Source organism: Pseudomonas sp. TH21, from assembly GCF_016651025.1.
Taxonomy (GTDB): Bacteria; Pseudomonadota; Gammaproteobacteria; order Pseudomonadales; family Pseudomonadaceae; genus Aquipseudomonas; species Aquipseudomonas aylmerensis.
Window position 1 is genome coordinate 6,588,743 of record NZ_JAEKEQ010000001.1, and the last position, 19,172, is coordinate 6,607,914.

The following is a 19,172-nucleotide window of genomic DNA, read 5'->3' on the forward strand; positions in this document are numbered from 1 at the left end:
AGACTCCTTATTGAACGGCTTTACGCGGCACCGAAGGATCGGCCGGTAAGGTAAAAGAACGCAGATCGATCGTCGGCGCGCCATCGGCACCCAGGCGGTGATCCAGAATAAGCAGCTTGGCGTGGGCCAGGCCCTGGCTGAGTTGGCCGAGGTACTGCTCGAGCACAAAGGCCTGGCCGGCCGTGGCGTAGGCCTTTTGTTCGGCAGCAAAGCGCAGGTCGGCCGCCTGGGCCCCGGCCTTCACTTCACGCGCGCTGGCCAGCGCCTGGTCGCGCGCAGTACTGGCTTGCAGCAAGGCCTGGTTGGTTTGTTCGCTGGCGGCACCGCGCTCGCGGGAGATCAGGGCCTGGGCGCCAATCTGCGCGGCTTGCACGCCGTGGTAGGCATTGGCGGCACCGGCCGGTGGGTGGATGGCTTCCACGACCGTGGCGAGGATTTCCACGCCGCTGTCGAGTTTTTGCAGGTCCGCCTGCACCGCGCTGCCAATTTCGTCAGCGAGGCGAGTGCGTTGCTCGCCGAGCAATTCGTCGAGAGTGCGCGAGGCAAAGTCGTGGACCAGGATACGGCTGGCGGTGCTGCGAATCAGCGTCGGCACGTCCGCGCTGTGGTAGGTGGCGGCTAGCGCGGCCTGGTCGGTGAGGCCGATGCGGTAGACAAACCGCACATCCATATTGACGATCTGGAAGCTCTGCTTGTCGCCGCTGCTGCTGGCGATCACCTGGGATTTGTCATTCACATGGCTGGCGTCCCACAACCGATTGGCGATCAACGGCGCCGGGCCCTCGGCAGGCGCCAATTCCGGTGCAGCCGCTTCGCTGACGCTGGTGGCCAACTCATGCACCACGCCATTTTCCACGTTGATGACACGGCCCAACGGCCAGGGTAGACCGGCATGCAGGCCGGGCCCGAGCACCTCGACGGGCTTGCCAAAGCGTTCATAAATCCCACGCCCCTGCAGCGGCACTTCATGCACGCCGGTCAGTGTCCAGCCGACAGCCAGCACCACCAGCAGCACCGGGAAGAATGCACGGCGCATGTAGGTAAACGCCCAGATCTGGCGCAGGTCGATGCCGAAGCGGTTGTGCAGCTCATGCTGCAAGGCGAGTAACGGTTGCGGCGGCCAGCGCAGCAGGTCGGCAATAAAGCTCTGCGCCATCAAGCGCGGCTCAAGGCGCGGTTGGCGCGGGCTGAACAGCGACAGCACGGCCCGAAGCAGAAACTCCAGCGCCACCAGGGCGGGCAACAGGCCGATCAGTGTGGCGAGGCGCAGCGGCCAGACAGACGCTGCGCCGGCAAACAGCAGGCAGATCGCGCTGACCACCAGGCACACAATCGCCACCCGGTTCAACTGTGCCAATTGCGCGGCTTCCGGCCATTGCGTGGCGGTTTCCTGAGCCAGGCGCCGCTCGAACACCAGCAGACCAAACGCCAGTGCCAAGCCGAGCGCGGCACCGACACTGGCCGACTGCCCCACCGCCGCGGCGGGCAGCGCCAGGTTCCAGAACTCGATAACACTCACCAGCGCCAGCAGCGCCCAACCGCACAGCCACAACACCGGCGCACCGATCTGGGCCAGCAGGCCACTGCCCAGGCGGTTGGCCAGGCTTCGATGCCAGGTGACGGGGTCATCGGGCTGTTCGGTCAACGCCGCCACCGGTTCTTCCAGCGCTTGGGCACGCCAATCGGCGACCCACCACGCCGACTGCAACCCGGCCACCAGCACCAGCAGCGCCGACGCACAGTTGATCAACACCACCGGCCAGATCGACAGCGGCGCAAACAGCGCGACAAACAGCGCCAGCACCCAACCGGCAACGGCCAGGGCCGTCAGGCTGATGCCGGCCTGGCGCAATCGACGGGCATGGAACAGCCCTTGCTGAAAACGCGGCAGGCCTTCCACCGAAGCGCCGTCAGCCTCTAGATCCACTTGCATCTACTTAACGCCCAGTTGTACACAATTCGTTACGATATAACACGCAGCGTGAAATTTTTGTTCGAAACCCGTGTAAAACCCCTGCGGGAGTGGGCTTGCCCACGATGGCGGTGTGTCAGTTATCGCTGTTCACCCTTACCCACCGCATTCGCGAGCCGGCCCGCTCGCTGATTTGTTCGGCGACGCCTTCGATAGCGTGACAAAACCCCCATAAACACGCGCCATCACTGGTGCAGGCCATGAATAATCGGCACACTCCAAACCAGTTTTTCGCGGGCTCACGGACAAGGAAGCGTCACTCCCCATGATTTCGATCTATCAGCTCAAGCCGCGTTTTCAAAACCTGCTGCGCCCCCTCGTGCAGCGCCTCTACGACAACGGCACCACCGCCAACCAGATCACCGTCCTGGCCGGCGTGGTTTCCCTGTTGGTCGGCCTTCTGATCGCCAGCTTCGCTCAACACCTGTGGCTGTTTGCGCTGATCCCGTTGTGGATGATCCTGCGCATGGCGCTGAACGCCATCGACGGCATGCTCGCGCGTGAATTTGGCCAGCAGTCGCGCCTGGGCGCCTACCTCAATGAACTGTGCGACGTCATCGCCGACAGCGCGCTGATCCTGCCTTTCGCGCTGATCCCCGGTGTGAGCCTGGCGCCGGTGCTGCTGGTGGCGCTGCTGGCGGTATTCAGCGAATACGCCGGCGTGCTCGGGCCCATGGTCGGTGCGTCGCGCCGCTACGACGGGCCGATGGGCAAGAGTGACCGGGCCTTCGTCCTCGGCGTGTTGGCCACCGGTGTTGCACTGGGTTGGCTCGGCGCGGGCTGGGTCGACACCGTGATGTGGCTGGTCGCCGCCCTGCTCGCCTACACCCTGGTCAACCGGGTGCGCCAGGGCCTCAAGGAACACTCAGATACTCCACCGATTGCATAAGGATTTTTGCGATGCGCGAACAGCAAGAGCACACCTTCAGTACCCATGATGGCGTCGAGCTTTTCTATCGGCACTGGCCGGCTACTGCGCCTGCGGGCGATGAGCCGCGCAAGGCGATCCTGCTGTTCCATCGCGGTCATGAGCATTCGGGGCGCATCGCGCACCTGGTGGATGAACTCGACCTGCCGCAATTCGACTTCTTCGCCTGGGACGCCCGCGGCCACGGCCAATCACCGGGCGCGCGCGGCGACAGCCCGAGCTTCGCCACCAGCGCCCGCGACGTGCAGACCTTCTGCGAGCATATCGGCGCGGCTTACAGCATCGAGGAAGAAAACTTCGCGGTGGTCGCGCAAAGCGTCGGCGCGGTGATCGCAGCCACTTGGGTGCATGACTACGCGCCGAAAATCCGCGCGCTGGTACTCGCCTCGCCGGCGTTCAAAGTCAAGCTGTACGTGCCGTTCGCACGGCCAGGGCTGGCGCTGATGCGCAAGTTTCGCGGCAACTTTTTCGTCAACAGTTACGTCAAGGCCAAGTTCCTCAGCCATGACCCTGAACGCGTGGCGTCCTACGACAGCGACCCGCTGATCACCAAGGCCATCTCGGTCAATGTGCTGCTTGGCCTGTACGAAGCGGCCGACCGCGTCGTAGCCGATGCCCAGGCAATCCAGGTGCCGACCCAACTGCTGATCTCCGGCTCCGACTTTGTGGTGCACCGCAAACCCCAGCAGCAGTTTTTCGACCGCCTTGGCAGCCTGAAAAAAGAGCTGCATATCCTTCCCGGGTTCTTCCATGACACCCTTGGTGAACGCGACCGCGCGGTGGCCGTGAGCAGTGCCCGGCGCTTTATCCTGCAGAATTTCACCCAGCCGCTGGACCGCGCTTGCCTGCTGGACGCCGACAAACTGGGTGCCACCTGCGCCGAGTCCGAAGCCCTCGCCGCGCCGCTGCCGCGCAATTCCCTGCGCGACCTGTACTGGCGCCTGACCCGCGCCAGCATGGGCCTGGGCAAGAACCTGTCGGACGGGGTGAAACTCGGTTTCGACACCGGCTTCGACTCCGGCAGTACCCTGGATTACGTGTACCGCAACAAGCCCACCGGCAAGGGCGGGCTGGGGCGGATGATCGACACCAATTACCTCAACTCCATCGGTTGGCGTGGCATTCGCCAGCGCAAGTTGAATGTCGAAGAACTGCTGCGCCTGGCCATGATCCGGCTGCGCGATGAGCAGCGCGAAGTGCGCATCGTCGACATCGCCGCCGGCCACGGCCGCTACATCCTGGAAGCCTTGCAGGGTGTGTCGCCGCTGCCGGAGTCGATCCTGCTGCGCGACTACAGCGACATCAACGTGCGCGACGGTGGCGCGCTGATCCGCGAGAAGGGCCTGGGAGATATCGCGCAGTTCGTCAAAGGCGATGCATTCGACCGACTGGACCTGGCCGCACTGGACCCCAAGCCGACGCTGGCGGTGGTGTCCGGGCTGTATGAATTGTTTGCCGACAACGGCATGGTCGGCGGCTCACTGGCGGGTCTCGCCGAGGCCGTGGAGCCTGGCGGTTATCTGGTCTACACCGGCCAGCCGTGGCACCCGCAGCTGGAACTGATCGCCCGTGCGCTGACCAGCCATCGCCAGGGCCAGGCCTGGGTGATGCGCCGCCGCAGCCAGGCGGAAATGGACCAATTGGTGGAAGCCGCCGGTTTCCGCAAGATCACCCAGCGTGTGGACGAGTGGGGCATCTTTACCGTGTCCCTGGCACAGAAGATCTGAACATGCGCGAACCCGGCCTGTTAAAGCCAGCGGTGCTATGGCTGCTGCTGTTGGCGCCGCTGTTTTTCAGTACCTATGGCTTCGCCACCTGGGTCACCAGCCAGCGCAGCGATGTCGGCACGCTGGTGTTCGACTGGGAAACCCATATGCCCTTCTGGGCGTGGACCATCGTGCCCTACTGGTCCATCGACCTGCTCTACGGTTTCTCGCTGTTGCTGCCCAATAGCCGTCACGAGCTCAAGCAACATGCCCTGCGCCTGTTGACGGCGCAGGTCATCGCGGTGAGTTGCTTCCTGATCTGGCCGCTGCGCTTCACCTTCGAACGCCCGGAACTGGACGGCGTGTTTGGCTGGCTGTTCGCCGTGCTGGCGGGGTTCGACAAGCCGTTCAACCAGGCGCCCTCGCTGCACATCGCGCTGCTGGTGATCCTGTGGGTCATGTACCAACGCCATACGCAGGGCTTCTGGCGCTGGGTGGTGCATGGCTGGTTCGCGTTGATCGGGATTTCAGTGCTGACCACTTATCAACACCACTTTATCGACTTACCCACAGGCGCCCTCGCCGGCTGGCTGTGCGTGTGGCTGTGGCCGCTGGAGCACCCCAGCCCGCTATTGAATACGCGGCTGACGCGAGACCCCAAGCGCTGGCGGTTGGGCGCGCGCTACGGCCTCGGCGCCCTGGTGTTGGTCATCCTGGCCTTTGGGCTGGGCGGCGGTTGGTTGTGGCTGCTGTGGCCAGCGGTTTCATTGGGTCTGATCAAGGCCAATTACTTCGTGCTCGGTGCTGCAGGCTTCCAGAAACGCGCCGATGGCCGGCTCACACCCGCCGCCCGCTGGCTGTACGCGCCTTACCTCGCGGCCGCGTGGGTCAATTCACGTCTGTGGACGCGCAAACATCCACAGCCTGATCTCATTGTGGATAACGTCTGGCTCGGCAGGATTCCCAGCGCCCGCGAGCAGGAGCCGTTCAAGGCTATCGTCGACCTGTGCGCCGAATTGCCGATTAATCCACAGAGCCGCGCTTATCAGAATGTGCCGGTGCTGGACCTGATCGCACCGACACCCGAACAATGCCTGCAAGCCGCACACGCCATCGAACGTCTGCGCCACAGCGGGCCGCTGCTGGTGTGCTGCGCCCTCGGCTACTCACGCAGCGCCACCGCCGTCGCTGCCTGGCTGCTGCACAGCGGCCGTGCGGCCACAGTAGATGACGCGCTGGCTATTATTCGTGCAGCGCGTACCCGTGTAGTCCTGCACCCCGCTCACCGTAAAGCTCTGGAGGGTTTGCCCCATGCCCGCTGATATGGAACTGCAGGTCGTCGCCAGCCTGCTACGCCGTGGTCGTTCGCTGGATCAGTTATCCACAGGCCTGACCGTGGTCGGTGTGTTATTCGGCTTGGCCCAGTTGTTGATGGCGAGTATTTCGACCATCTGCCTGCTGCTCAGCCTGTGGATGATTATCCTCGGGCTGCTGCAAAAGTACTGGGCACTGCGCGTGGCCTTTGATGCCGACCTCTTCGCCCTGCTCGCCCGCGACACCGATCGCACCGCAGACCTCGACCAGGCCCTGCAAACCCTTGGCCTGCAATCGGCCAAGCGCGCGGGCCGCCCCTGGACCGAGCGCCGTCGCGGCGCCCTCAAACTGCTGCGCAAACAAGCCTGGCTGCTGGGCGCGCAAGCGTTGCTGACCCTCGCCGTGATCCTCGCCAGCCCCTGGCTGCCCTTCGCCGGATAAGGAATCCCCATGTTCGAACCCGTGGTCGCCACGCTGATTACCTCCATGGCCCGCACCGTCACCGGCGCCCGCAGCCTGTGGCTGGGCTGCGCGCCGGTGCCGGTGCAGCGCATCTACTTCGCCAACCACAGCAGCCACGGCGATTTCGTGCTGTTGTGGGCGTCGTTGCCGCAAAACCTGCGCAAATTCACGCGCCCGGTAGCCGGCAGCGATTACTGGAACAAAAGCGCAGTGCGCCGCTACATCATCAACCGCGTGTTCAACGGCGTGCTGATCGACCGCGAGCGCAAGGACCCTGTGGATAACCCCTTGCAGCCCATGCTCGATGCGCTGGAGGGTGGAGACTCGCTGATCATCTTCCCCGAAGGCACACGCAATCTGGAAGACGGCCTGTTGCCGTTCAAAAGCGGCCTGTATCACCTGGCGAAAAGTTACCCACAGGCCGAGTTGATCCCGGTGTGGATCGCCAACCTCAACCGCGTCATGCCCAAGGGACGCGTGCTGCCGCTGCCTCTGCTGTGCACCACCAGCTTCGGCGCCCCGCTGCAATTGGCCGAAGGCGAAGACAAAGCCGCGTTCCTCGCCCGTACCCGCGATGCTCTGCTCGCCCTTGCCCCGGAGCATTCCTGAGATGGATAGCCAAACCCTGATGTTGTTCGGCGGGATCGGCGCGATCCTGGTACTCGCCTCGCTGATCGGCCTGGTCCTCAAACTGCGCACGCGTGGCACGCCGAATGCGGTGATCGAGAACCTCAACGCGCGCATCAACGCCTGGTGGGTGATGGTGGTCGTGATCGGCATCGCCTTCTGGCTCGGTACCGGCGCGGTGATCCTGCTGTTCTACGCGGTCTCGTTCTACGCCCTGCGCGAATTCCTCACCCTCACGCCTACCCGCCGCAGCGACTACCCGGCCCTGGTGGCCGCGTTCTACCTGGCCCTGCCGCTGCAATACCTGTTGATCTACTCGGACTGGTACGGGCTGTTCTCGATCTTCATCCCGGTGTACGTGTTCCTGCTGCTGCCGATCCTCGCCTCCCTTGGCGGCGACACCACGCACTTCCTGGAGCGCGCCTCGAAGGTGCAGTGGGGCCTGATGATCGCGGTGTTCTGCGTGTCGTTCGTCCCGGCCCTGCTGACCCTCGACATCCCTGGCTATGAGGGCCGCAACCTCTTGCTGATCGCCTACCTGGTGATCGTGGTGCAACTCTCGGACGTGCTGCAGTACGTGTGCGGCAAGCTGTTCGGCAAGCACAAGATCGCGCCCAACCTGTCGCCGTCCAAGACCGTTGAAGGGTTTATCGGCGGGGTTTTGCTCTCCTCGCTGATCGGCGCCGCGCTGTGGTGGACCACGCCGTTCAACCCGTGGCAGTCGTTTTTGATCGCATTGCTGATCAACCTGCTGGGCTTTGCCGGCGGCATCGTGATGTCGGCGATCAAGCGCGACCGCGGCGTGAAAGACTGGGGGCACATGATCGAAGGGCACGGCGGCATGCTGGATCGGCTGGATTCGGTGTGTTTTGCCGCGCCGATCTTCTTCCACCTCGTGCGCTACTGGTGGACCTGAAAAATCCTAAGGAGCCGGCTTGCCGGCGATGACGGTCTTGAACACTGCGTGAAATTCGCAGGCCTCATCGCTGGCACTCCGACGCCTACGGATCATTAGCCTGGCAAATGCCCGAGCGGCAACGCCCCCGGGGTTTTCACGGTCTGGATCGCGAAGTTGCTGCGGATATCCCTCACGCCCGGCAGCTTCAACAGGCTGCCGGTGACGAACCGCTCATAGCCACGCAAGTCCGGCACCACCACCTGCAGCAGAAAGTCCGACTCGCCCGAGACCAGGAATGCCGAGATCACCTCGGGCAGCGCAGTGACCGCCTCGCGAAAGGCGTTGGCCTCGGTGTCGTTATGCCGTTCCACTTTCACCCCGACAAATACCATCATGCCCAGCCCCACTTCATCGCGGTCGAGCGTGGCCTGGTAGCCGCGAATCACGCCAGCCTCTTCCAGCAGGCGCACACGCCGCAGACACGGTGAGGCAGACAGGCCGATTTCGTCGGCCAGTTGCACGTTGCTCAGGCGGCCGTCGCGTTGCAGGGCCTCGAGAATCTTGCGATCAAACGTATCGAGTTTGAGAGTTGGCATAAGTGAATGGCTGTTAGCTTATTCAGTGGCAGAGAATGCCAAGACTAGACGCTTTTCTGGCTTATTGCGCAAGCACCTGCCCCGCCCTCGCGCCCTAGAATCAGTCGACCAAATACGGGGGTGGAACATGGCGGAACTCTGGTTGTTTTTGATGGCCCTGTCGGTGGCGTATCTGTTGCCGGGGCCGGACATGATCCTGTTGCTGCAGACCGGCGCACGCCAGGGCAAGGCCCTCGCGCTGACCACGGCGATCGGGCTGGGGATTGCCCGGGCGTGCCATGTGGCGCTGGCAGGCATGGGCCTGGCGACCTTGTTCAAAGTGGCGCCGTGGACATTCGATGTGGTGCGCCTGGGCGGCGCGGCCTATCTGCTATGGCTGGGGGTTCAATGCTTGCGCGCGAATATGCTGCCGTCCCTCGCCAACGCGAACACGCCGCCAACGCTGCATGCCTGGCGCACGGCGTTTCAACGCGGCCTGCTCACCAACCTGCTCAACCCCAAGGCGCTGTTGTTCTGCTCGGTATTGCTGCCGCAATTCATCAACCCGCAGGCTGGGCCGGTGGCAATGCAGTTTGCGTGGTTGGGGGTGATGCTGGTGAGCGTAGGTTTCGCCTTCGACTGTTGTTATGCCCTGACGGGTGCGCGCATCGGCCATTGGCTGGCGCGTAATCGCTCGGCGCAGCGTATGCAGCAGTGGTTGTTCGGCAGTCTTCTGATCGGTTTTGCGGTGCGCCTCACTTTTGTGCAACACGCCTAGCGGTACGGCGTATCGGCGTCATCTTTTGTATCAAAGACGCGTGTAAGATACGCCGCACTTAGCCAGGGATGCTCACCATGTTCGATTCGTTCAAAGCGATCAGCCGCCGTATCAGCGCTGTGTTGTTGACTGTGGTGGGGGCCGTTTTCGGCCAATGGCATCCGCCGCTCTGGCTCCGTGCGATCGGCCGTGGCGTGGCGAACCTGGGGCACAAGGCGCGTGCCTATCCGCGTCAGGCCGGCGCCGGCCTAGTGGGCCTGGTGTTGCTGGCGGCCGCGGGGTTCTACGGCTGGCACTGGTATTCCAACCTGCCGCAGCCCCACACCGTGGGGTATTCGCTGCACAAGCCCAACCTGACCGACTACACCCAGCAGCCGCCGGTTGTGGATAACCTGCAAGTGCGCTTCGCCGAATCCGTGGCACCGCTGGCCGCCATTGGCAAGCCGGTGACCGAAGGCATCACCCTGAACCCCTCCGTGGCCGGTGCCTGGCGCTGGTCCGATGACCGCACCTTGCTGTTCGTGCCGGAAAAGGACTGGCCGGTAGACGCCCATTACACCCTCGACCTGGCCAAGAAAAACCTGCTGGCCGATGGCGTGCTCCTCAGCCAATACAGCAGCCAGTTTTCCACCCAACCGTTCCGCGCCACCCTGACGCAAAACGAGCTGTACCAGGACCCGTCCAACCCGACGCTGAAACAGCTGGTGGCAACCTTCCACTTTTCCCACCCTGTTGATGAAGACAGCCTGCGCAAGCGTGTCTCGGTGACCCTCGGCAAAGGCCTGGCCTACCGCGACGCCCAATTGCCCAACCGCCCGGAAATCACCTTCGACGAGAAAAAACTCAACGCCTACGTACGCTCCGCCGCCCTGGCCACACCGCTGGAAAGCACGCCGGTCAGCGCCAAGCTCGACGAAGGCATCAAGGCGCGCGACGGCGGTAACGCCAGCGCCGCAGCGCTGGTGGCGGAAGTCACCGTGCCCGGCCGCTACCGCCTGACCTTTACCGGCGCCGACGTCAGCTTTGTGGATAACGCGCGCGGCGAGCCCGAGCCGGTGCTGATGTTCAGCAGCTCCAGCGCCGTAGCCGATGACACCATCGCCGGTAAGGTGCAGGCCTGGCTGTTGCCGGAAAAAGCCCAGGACGACACGCGCCCCTACAACAGCAACGACATCGACGACGCCCTGCTCGCCCGCAGCAGCAAAATCACCTTGACTCACGTGCCCAGCGTCGAACCGTTGAACACCCTGCACGCCTTCAAATTCAAGGCCCCGGCCGGTCGCGCCGTGTATGTGCGCGTGCCCGCCAACCTCGAAGCCATCGGTGGCTACCTGGCGAAAAATCCGACAGCGTCGCTGCTCAGCATGCCCGCGTATCCGCGCACCTTGCAGTTCCTGTCCGACGGCGCGCTGCTCAGCCTCAATGGCGAAAAACGCCTGGGCTTCATGGCTCGCGGCGTGCCCGGCGCGCATGTGGAAATCGCCCGCCTGCTGCCCAACCAATTGCAACACCTGGTGGACCAGAGCAGCGGCAGCTTTGCGCGGCCTAACTTCGGCAACGAATACTTCGACCGTATGGTCGAGCGTCAGGCACTGGATATTCCGCTGTCGTCCTCGGACCCTGCGAAAACTGTCTACGACAACGTCGATCTCAGTCACTACCTCACCGCCAATGGCGGCCGTCGCGGCATTTTCGTACTCAAGCTCAGCCCGCAGGATGACCCCGCAACGCGCACATTCGAGTACGAGCGCAGCAGCACCAGCGATCTGCGTTTTATCGTGGTGACCGACCTTGGCATCATCGCCAAGCGCTCCAGCGACGGCAGCCATGATGTGTACGTGCAGTCCATCGGCAGCGGTTCGCCGGTGGCGGATGCGCAAGTCGACATCATTGGCCGCAACGGTTTGCCGGTGAGCAGCGGCCATACCGACGCCGAAGGCCACGTGCATTTCGCCAAGCTGGATGAACTGCGCCGTGAGAAAACGCCGCTGATGTATGTGGTCACTCGCGGCAATGACCAGTCGTTCCTGCCGATTGCCCGTCAGTCCCAACAACTGGATTTATCGCGTTTCGACGTCGGCGGTCTGGAAGAAGACGGTGCGGTTGATCGTCTCAGCGCCTACCTGTTCACCGACCGTGGGCTGTACCGGCCCGGCGAAACCGCGCACCTGGGCATGATCGTGCGCAGCGGCAACTGGAAAGGCGTCCTGCAAGGCCTGCCGGTGGAGTTGCAAATCACCGACCCGCGTGGCCTGGAAGTGATTCGCCAGCCGCTGAAGCTGTCCGCCAGCGGTTTTGAAACCTTTGATTTCCCCAGCAGCGAAGTGGCCCCCGCCGGCGACTACACCGCGACCTTGCAGTTGATCGGCGAGAAGCAGACCCGTACCGACCTGGGCAGTGTCAGCTTCAAAGTCCGCGACTTCGAGCCGGACCGCATGAAGGTCAGCCTGAGCCTGCACGACACCCCGGTGCAGGGCTGGATCCCACCTGACCAGGTGGTGGCCAAAGTCACTGCGATGCACTTGTTCGGTGCCCCGGCATCCGGTCGGCGTGTCACCGCGAAAATGTCCCTGAGCCCCACGCTCGCGGCCTTCGACCGTTACCCCGATTACCGCTTCCGCCTCAACGATGCCCTGGAGGAAGCCAGCACCGAAGACCTGGCCGAGACCACCGTCGACGACAACGGCCAGGCCGTGCTCGACCTCAACCTGCAACGCTTCGCCAACAGCACCTATCGCCTGCAGGTGATGACTCAGGTGTTCGAGGCTGAAGGCGGCCGCAACGTGGCCGCGCAAAGTGCCGTGCTGGTGTCATCCGCGCCCTACCTGGTGGGTGTGAAAAGTCAGGATTCGCTGTCGTACGTCGCCAAGGACGCCCCACGCCAGGTGCAATGGCTGGCCGTCGCGCCGGACCTCACGCCACTGGCAGTGGACGGCCTGACCAGCGAAGTGGTCGAGCACCGCTACGTGTCGGTGCTGGTGAAACAGTCCAACGGCACCTACAAATACGAGTCGCGCATCAAGAACATCAGCCAACCTGCCTCACCGCTGGTGATGACCCAGGAAGGTGCCAAGCAGACGCTGAACACCGGCACGCCGGGTGATTTCACCCTGCAACTCAAAGACGCCAACGGCAACCTGCTCAACCAGATCGACTACAGCGTGGCCGGCCGTGGCAACACTTCGCGCTCGCTGGAACGCAACGCCGAGCTGCAATTGCGCCTGGATAAACGCAGCTACGCCACCGGCGATGAGATCGCGATCAGCATCCGCGCGCCGTACACCGGCGCCGGCTTGATCACCATCGAGCGCGACAAGGTCTACACCCAGCAGTGGTTCAAGGCCGACAGCACCAACAGCGTGCAACATATCCGCGTTCCGGCAGGGCTTGAAGGCAATGCCTACGTCAACGTGCAGTTCGTGCGGGACATCGGTTCGTCCGAGGTCTATATGAGCCCGCTGTCCTACGGCGTGGTGCCCTTCAGCATCAACCTGGATGCGCGGCGCATGGCACTGAAGGTCGAAGGCCCGGCGAAGATCGAACCGGGGCAGACCCTGGACATCAAGGTCAACGCCGACCGTCCGGGCCGCGCGGTGGTGTACGCGGTGGACGAAGGCATCCTGCAAGTGGCGCGCTACCAGACGCCGGACCCGCTGGGCTTCTTCTTCCAGAAGCGGGCGCTGGAGGTCGGCACCAGTCAGATCCTTGACCTGATCCTGCCGGAATTCAGCCGCCTGCTCAGTGGGGCAGCGCCGGGTGGCGATACCGAAGGCGCCCTGGCCAACCACCTCAACCCGTTCAAGCGCAAACACCAGCCGCCAGTGGCCTGGTGGTCGGGCCTGGTGGACCTGCCAGCGGGTGAAACCGTGCTGCATTACCAGGTGCCGGACAGCTTCAACGGCAAGTTGCACCTGTTTGCGGTGGCGGTGGATGCCGACAGCGTCGGCGTCAGCGAGGCCAACACCGAGGTGCGCGGGCCGATTGTGATCACCCCGAACGTGCCGGCCTTCGTGGCCCCGGGCGATGTGTTCAACGTCAGTGCCGGGGTGTTCAGTAACCTCGACGCGGCGGCGGACGTGAAGTTTGAAGTGCAGACCAGCGCCGGCCTGGTGGTACAGGGCGACAATGGCAGCACCTTGTCCCTGCAACCGCGCAAGGAAGGCACCGCCGAGTTCAAGATCAAGGTCGGCGACACCCTCGGTTCGGCGGACCTGCGTTTTGTCGCGGTGCTGCCGGATGGCAAACGTATCCAGGTCGCCGAAACCACCTCGATCCGCCCACTGAGCGAGCATCGCGTGGCCCTGAGCCTGGGCCGCTTCGACAGCGCCAGCAAAGAGCTCAAGCCCACCCGCGAACTGTTCAGTCAATTGCGCGACGTGCAACTGGGTGTGGCGGCCTCGCCATTGGTGTGGGCCAACGGCCTCAAGCATTACCTGGATGACTACGGCTATGCCTGCACCGAGCAACTGGTGTCCAAGGCCATGCCGGCATTGATCTGGGGCGGCAATGCACCAGAGGCCGAACAGGCCTTCGGCAGCGCGGTACGCATGCTGCGCCAGCGCCAGAACCAGGCCGGCGGCTTCGGTTTGTGGGCGGCCAACCCGGACGTGGCGCCGTATGCCAGCCTGTACGCCACCGACTTCCTGATCGAAGCCCGGGAACGTGGGCTGCCGGTTCCCGAAGACCTGCTAGTGCGCTCGAATGCGTATCTGACAGACCTGGCCAACGGCCCGAGCGAAGGCCTGTCGGAATTGCGCAACCGTGCCTACGCCAGTTACCTGCTGAGCCGTCAGGGGATTCTCGTCAGCGGCGCCTTGAGCGATATCCGCGAACGCTACGAAAGCTACTTCAAGGACACCTGGCAGAACGACCTCGGCGCCGCTTACCTGGCCGCCAGTTACAAACTGCTCAAGCAGGATCGCCAGGCCGATACGTTGTTCCGCAAGATCCCATGGCGTTCGCTTGTGGATAAGTGGGAAAGCGATGGCCTGTACTACGACCCGCTGGTGCATGACGCCGAGCATCTGCACCTGCTGGCGCGGCACTTCCCCGAACTGCTGGACGATGTGCCGGTGGCGTTGCTGGATAAACTCGGTAAGCGCCTCAACGAGCAACGTTACAACTCGCTGTCGGCCGCCCTGTTGCTGCGCGCTCTGGACAACTATGGCCAGCGCGCGCAAAGCGACATGACCCTCAAGGCCACCGCCTGGCTGGGCGACAAGCAGCAACAGCTGCTGGAAATGGCTGGCCAGCCGCCACGCGCTGCCGTGCCGGGTGCCACGCAAAAGCTAGTGATGGAAAAATCCGACGGCCCGGCGGCGTTCTACATGCTCAGCGAGGCCGGTTTCGACAAGGGCGCCAAGCTCAAGCCAATCACCAATGGCCTGGAGATCATCCACGAATACCTCGACCTCAAGGGCGAGCCGGTGAGTAAAGTGGCGGTGGGCGACGAGTTCCTGGTGCGCTTGCGCCTGCGCGCCACCGACCGTGACCAAGTGCAGCAAGTCGCCGTGGTCGACTTGCTGCCGGGTGGCGTCGAGCCTGTGTATAACTTGCCGCCGGAGCCGGAAGCCGCCAGTGCCGAGGAAAGTGAAGGAGAGGAATCCGAGTACGTGGAAGCCAGCGACGAAGAGGCCGACACCTGGCAGGCGCCGATCGGCGAAACAGATCTGAGTAACTGGCAGCCGGAGTATGTGGATGTCCGCGATGATCGGGTGGTGTTGTACGGCACTGCGCTGCGCGACGTAGGCACTTTCGTTTACCGCGTGCGCGCCACCAACGCAGGCACCTTCAATACACCTCCGGCCTACGCCGAAGGCATGTACGAAACCACCCTGCAAGGGCGCGGCAAAGTAGGCCAGCTTGAAATTACCAAGCCTTAAACGCCTGACGCCGCTGCTGGCAGCGGCGGTGGTGCTGGCGGGGTTGCGGCTGTGGCCCCATGCCCCGCTGGAGCAGGCCGTGACCTCATCACGGGTGGTATTGGCCGACGACGGCTCGCTGTTGCGCATGACCCTCGCGCAGGACGGCCAATACCGTTTATGGCTGCCGCTGGAGCGCATGTCGCCATCACTGGTCGAGGCCCTGCTGCTCAAGGAAGACCGTAATTTCTACTGGCACCCGGGGGTCAATCCTCCGGCGTTGCTGCGCGCAGCCATGGCGACCTACACCGGTGGCCAGCGCCAGGGCGGCTCGACCCTGAGCATGCAACTGGCGCGGCGCCTGTGGGATCTCAACACCCGGCAAGTACCGGGCAAACTGCAGCAGATCGCCTTGGCCCTGTGGCTGGAAGCGCGCTACAGCAAGCACGACATCCTCGAGGCTTACCTGAACCTGGCACCGATGGGCGGCAATATTGAAGGCGCCGAGGCGGCCAGCCGGATTTATTTCGGCAAGTCGGCGGCGCAGTTGTCGCTGTCCGAAGCCCTGGCGTTGGCGGTGATCCCCCAGCAACCGGGGCGGCGTGCGCGCTTTGGGCCGTCGCTGCAAAACGCGCGGCTGAGGCTGATGGCCGACTGGCGCGAAACTTATCCACAAGACGCGCGCAACACCAGTCTGCTCGACCTGCCCCTGGAAGCCCGCAACCGCCAGCAGATCCCGTTTCTGGCACCGCACCTGAGCGAGCAACTGCTGGCATCCCAGACCGGTAATGAGCTGAACAGCACCCTTAACCTGCCACTTCAGCAATTGCTGGAACGCTTGATCACCGGCTTTATCGCCGAGCGCCGCAGCACCGGGGTGGAGAACGCCACCGCGATCCTGATCGACAGCCGCGACCAGAGCGTCAAGGCCCTGGTGGGCTCGGCGGATTACTTATCCACAAGCCTGCATGGCCAGGTCAACGGCGTGCTGGCGCGGCGCTCGCCGGGCTCGACCCTCAAGCCGTTCCTGTATGGGCTGGCGCTGGATCAGGGGGTGATTCATCCGATGAGCATCCTCAAAGATCTGCCGAGTAATTTTGGCTACTTCCAGCCGGAAAATTTCGACGGCAGTTTTGTCGGGCCGCTGACGGCGCGGGATGCCTTGATCCGTAGTCGCAATATCCCGGCGGTGTGGCTGGCCAGCCAGGTGAGGTCACCTTCGCTGTATGGCTTGTTGCAACGGGCCGGTATCAAGGGCCTGCGGGGTGAAAGCCATTACGGCCTGGCCTTGGCCCTCGGCGGTGGTGAGATGACCCCGGAAGAACTCGCGGGGCTGTATGTAATGCTCGCCGGCGATGGACATCTACGGCCATTGCGCTATCTGCAGGAGCAACCGCAGACCACCGGTGCGCAACTGCTTACCCCCCAGGCTGCGTTTATGGTACGCGACATGCTGCGCCGCAATCCGCGTCCGGATGGCTTGCCCGGCCGCCATTGGCGCACCGCCTGGAAAACCGGCACCTCCTGGGGCTTTCACGATGCCTGGAGTGCCGGTTTGGTCGGCCCGTATGTGCTGGTGGTATGGGTGGGCAACTTCGATGGGCGGCCGAACCCGGCGTTCATCGGCGCCAAAACCGCCGCGCCACTGTTCTTCCGTATCGCCGACGCCCTGCCCCTGGCCTTGCCCAATGTGCTGATCAAGCCTGACAAGCCGCCCCCCGGGCTGGTGCGTATCGACGTGTGCGCAGCCTCCGGCGAGCTGCCCAACCGCTGGTGCCCGCAAACCCGCAAGACCTGGTACATCCCCGGCGTCTCACCGATACGCGTCTCCAACCTGCACCGCCCGGTGCTGATCGACACCCGCACCGGCAAGGCCGCGTGCCCGCCGTTCGAGGCGCAGTACACCCGCGAGGAAGTCTTCGAGTTCTGGCCCAGCGACATACAACGCCTGTACCGCGCCGCCGGCCTGCCGCGCCGCACGCCGCCCACGGTGATGAAAAACTGCCAGCCCAACCGCCTCAGCGATCAGAGCGAAGCGCCGCAGATTCGCTCGCCCCTGACCCAGGTGAGCTACCAGTTACGCCTGTCCCAGCCCCAGGAAAGCATCCCACTGAACGCCAACGCCGCCAGCGATGCGGCGACCCTGTACTGGTTCGCCGACCAGACCCTGATCGGCCAGGGCCCGCCGCAAACCACGCTGAATTGGCGACCGGGCAAGTCGGGGGAATACCGGCTGCGGGTCAGTGATGATCAGGGCCGCAGCGCGAGTCGCGGGCTAAAAGTGGAGTTTGTGCCCTGATCAGGCGTCTTCGTCGCCGAAACTGGCTTTGCCCACGCGTTTGGCAAAATGGTTGTACGCCGCGCCCAGCTTGCGCTGCTCGAAGATCGAGAACACCAGGGTGCCGACCAAGATCAGCATCCACACCAGAAACAACTTCAGCGTATCCACCTGGGCCACGAACAGCAGCAAGGTGACCACGCCGCCAATCACCATGCCCAGCCCGGTCCACGCACCCAACACCCGGGCCACGGCCATGCGGATGCCCTTGGGCAGCACCAGGCGGGTCGCCATCAGCACCACGATCATCGCCAGGAAGAAGCCAAACGCCGCCATGAACGGAATCTGGAAACCGCCCTCGCGATATAACCAGGCCAGCAATTTATACACAGGGCCAAGCTCGGCCATCTGTTGATAAGTGTCCGGCCCCGGCAAATGCAGTTGGGCAATGTGTTCGGGCGTGAGGGCCATGATGCCCACGCCGATCAGCCCCACGCAGGCCGCGTAGAAGCCAGCGGCGCGCCACAGCGGCGCGAGGACCCGACGGTTTTCCACATCCTCAGTCAGCGCTACACCGAACACCGCCTTGGGCTGTTTGCCCTGGGCAATCACGCGCAGGCCGTCGCGTTCGCAGGCGTCGCCGATAAGCATCACATCAAGGCCCTGGCTCAGCAGGATTTCACCCTGGCGGCGGGAGCTGCCCATCGGCTGGTAATCGTCAGGCGACTTGTTGCCGAACAGATCAATGCCCTCGGCAATCACCCGGATTTCGCCGCTGGCGTCCTGCAGGCTGAAGTCATTACAGCGCGCCTCGCCCGAAGCCCGGCTCCAGCTCCAGTGCCCGTCGTCGTCCTTCTTGCCGTCTTCGATGATCAACACGTAGCCCGCGCAAGGCTTGCCATACACCGGCGACACCAGCGGCTTATCCACAACCACCTTGCCGCGCAGTTCCACCAACCCCATCGCCAGCGAGCGGATCTGGCTGGTGGCCAGCCGCTGTTCCGTCTTGTAGAAACTGGGGCCGAAGCTGGCCAACAGGCCGAGCAGGATCAACGTCGGGAAAAACAACGCGATCAGGATGTTCGGCGCATAGACCATCAAGCCAATAAAGCCTGCGAGTATCAGCAGCGCCAGCAGGGTTTTCCATGCCTGCTTTTTCTTGATGGCGCCAGCCTGGGTGGTCTTCATGTGCCCGGCACTTCGAGCTTCACGCCTTCGTAGCGGGTTTCTTCAGCACTGATGGCCAGCAACGGAATACGCTGGTAACTGAGCATTCGCGCAAAGAACAGGTCGGGAAACACTGCGATGGCGATGTTGTAGAGGTTGACCGACTCATTGAAGAATTCACGCCGGTCGGCAATCCGCTCCTCCACCGCCGAGATCGCCTGCTGCAACGCGACCATGTTGGGTCCCGAGATCAGCGCGGGGTAATTCTCCGCCACCGCAATCACCGACTTCAGCGCAGCATTGAGCTGGTTGGAGGCGTCGACCTTGTCGTTGAGGCTGCTGGCGTTGAGGTATTGCGTACGCGCGTCGCTCAAGCGGGTGAACAGCGCGTTCTCATGGTTCATGGCGGTCTGGACCACGCGCATCAGGTCCGGGATCTGATCGGCCCGCTGCTTGAGCAATACGTCGATGTTGGCGAAAGCCTTGTCCACATCGTTACGCCGCATCACCAGCCCGTTGTAGACCCCCACCATCCAGCCCACGACGCCCACGACAATGATCAGCGCAACAATGCCGGCGATTAGCAGTTCGATATTCATGGTGAAG

The 19,172-nt window shown here is 63.5% G+C and carries 13 protein-coding genes; 9 read left to right on the plus strand and 4 right to left on the minus strand.

The features are described 5' to 3' along the window. Nucleotides 1-7: 7 nt before the first annotated feature. Nucleotides 8-1,933: a protease modulator HflK gene (hflK, locus tag JFU04_RS29385; RefSeq protein WP_201146203.1), complete on the minus strand. Its 1,926-nt coding sequence runs from the start codon at nucleotides 1,931-1,933 to the stop codon at nucleotides 8-10. Nucleotides 1,934-2,237: 304 nt separating this feature from the next. Between hflK and JFU04_RS29390 the strand changes: the two genes are divergently transcribed. The 6 genes from JFU04_RS29390 to JFU04_RS29415 are packed head-to-tail and all read left to right on the plus strand — an operon-like array spanning nucleotide 2,238 to nucleotide 7,925. Then, the gene (locus JFU04_RS29390) at nucleotides 2,238-2,861 is read left to right on the plus strand and encodes a CDP-alcohol phosphatidyltransferase family protein (RefSeq protein WP_106805589.1); all 624 of its coding nucleotides are present in this window, start codon (nucleotides 2,238-2,240) and stop codon (nucleotides 2,859-2,861) included. A gap of 11 nt (nucleotides 2,862-2,872) precedes the next feature. Beyond that, nucleotides 2,873-4,627: a bifunctional alpha/beta hydrolase/class I SAM-dependent methyltransferase gene (locus JFU04_RS29395; protein ID WP_106805588.1), complete on the plus strand. Its 1,755-nt coding sequence runs from the start codon at nucleotides 2,873-2,875 to the stop codon at nucleotides 4,625-4,627. 2 nt (nucleotides 4,628-4,629) lie between these two features. Beyond that, nucleotides 4,630-5,928 carry a phosphatase PAP2/dual specificity phosphatase family protein gene (locus JFU04_RS29400; protein ID WP_201146205.1) on the plus strand — a complete coding sequence of 433 codons (1,299 nt, stop codon included), beginning with the start codon at nucleotides 4,630-4,632 and terminating at the stop codon, nucleotides 5,926-5,928. After that, entirely contained in the window at nucleotides 5,918-6,361 is a 444-nt protein-coding gene (locus JFU04_RS29405) for a hypothetical protein (protein WP_065902655.1), read from the plus strand. The genes JFU04_RS29400 and JFU04_RS29405 overlap by 11 nt, the downstream gene beginning before the upstream one ends. 9 nt (nucleotides 6,362-6,370) lie before the next feature. Next, a complete protein-coding gene (locus JFU04_RS29410; RefSeq protein ID WP_065902657.1) occupies nucleotides 6,371-6,991 on the plus strand; it encodes a lysophospholipid acyltransferase family protein in 621 nt (206 codons plus the stop codon). 1 nt (nucleotide 6,992) lies between these two features. Continuing rightward, nucleotides 6,993-7,925 (plus strand): phosphatidate cytidylyltransferase, encoded by a 933-nt coding sequence (locus tag JFU04_RS29415; protein WP_065902659.1) that lies wholly within the window; start codon nucleotides 6,993-6,995, stop codon nucleotides 7,923-7,925. 95 nt (nucleotides 7,926-8,020) lie between these two features. Here the strand turns inward: JFU04_RS29415 and JFU04_RS29420 are convergent, their stop codons facing one another. Continuing rightward, the gene (locus tag JFU04_RS29420) at nucleotides 8,021-8,503 is read right to left on the minus strand and encodes an Lrp/AsnC family transcriptional regulator (protein WP_065902660.1); all 483 of its coding nucleotides are present in this window, start codon (nucleotides 8,501-8,503) and stop codon (nucleotides 8,021-8,023) included. Between the two features lie 127 nt (nucleotides 8,504-8,630). Between JFU04_RS29420 and JFU04_RS29425 the strand changes: the two genes are divergently transcribed. The 3 genes from JFU04_RS29425 to pbpC all read left to right on the plus strand — a co-directional run bounded on the left by JFU04_RS29425 (nucleotide 8,631) and on the right by pbpC (nucleotide 17,420). Beyond that, complete coding sequence (locus JFU04_RS29425) at nucleotides 8,631-9,260, plus strand: LysE family translocator (RefSeq protein WP_065902661.1); 630 nt, start codon at nucleotides 8,631-8,633, stop codon at nucleotides 9,258-9,260. Between the two features lie 77 nt (nucleotides 9,261-9,337). Next, nucleotides 9,338-15,142 carry an alpha-2-macroglobulin gene (locus JFU04_RS29430; RefSeq protein WP_201146207.1) on the plus strand — a complete coding sequence of 1,935 codons (5,805 nt, stop codon included), beginning with the start codon at nucleotides 9,338-9,340 and terminating at the stop codon, nucleotides 15,140-15,142. After that, nucleotides 15,123-17,420 carry a penicillin-binding protein 1C gene (pbpC, locus tag JFU04_RS29435; protein WP_201146208.1) on the plus strand — a complete coding sequence of 766 codons (2,298 nt, stop codon included), beginning with the start codon at nucleotides 15,123-15,125 and terminating at the stop codon, nucleotides 17,418-17,420. Before JFU04_RS29430 ends, pbpC begins: the two co-directional genes overlap by 20 nt. Here pbpC and JFU04_RS29440 read toward each other — a convergent pair whose 3' ends face one another. Together JFU04_RS29440 and JFU04_RS29445 are read right to left on the minus strand one after the other, a co-directional pair. After that, on the minus strand, nucleotides 17,421-18,587 hold the full coding sequence (locus JFU04_RS29440; protein WP_201146209.1) for a hypothetical protein: 1,167 nt from the start codon (nucleotides 18,585-18,587) through the stop codon (nucleotides 17,421-17,423). Continuing rightward, on the minus strand, nucleotides 18,584-19,165 hold the full coding sequence (locus tag JFU04_RS29445; RefSeq protein ID WP_106805580.1) for a LemA family protein: 582 nt from the start codon (nucleotides 19,163-19,165) through the stop codon (nucleotides 18,584-18,586). Before JFU04_RS29445 ends, JFU04_RS29440 begins: the two co-directional genes overlap by 4 nt. Nucleotides 19,166-19,172 lie beyond the last annotated feature (7 nt).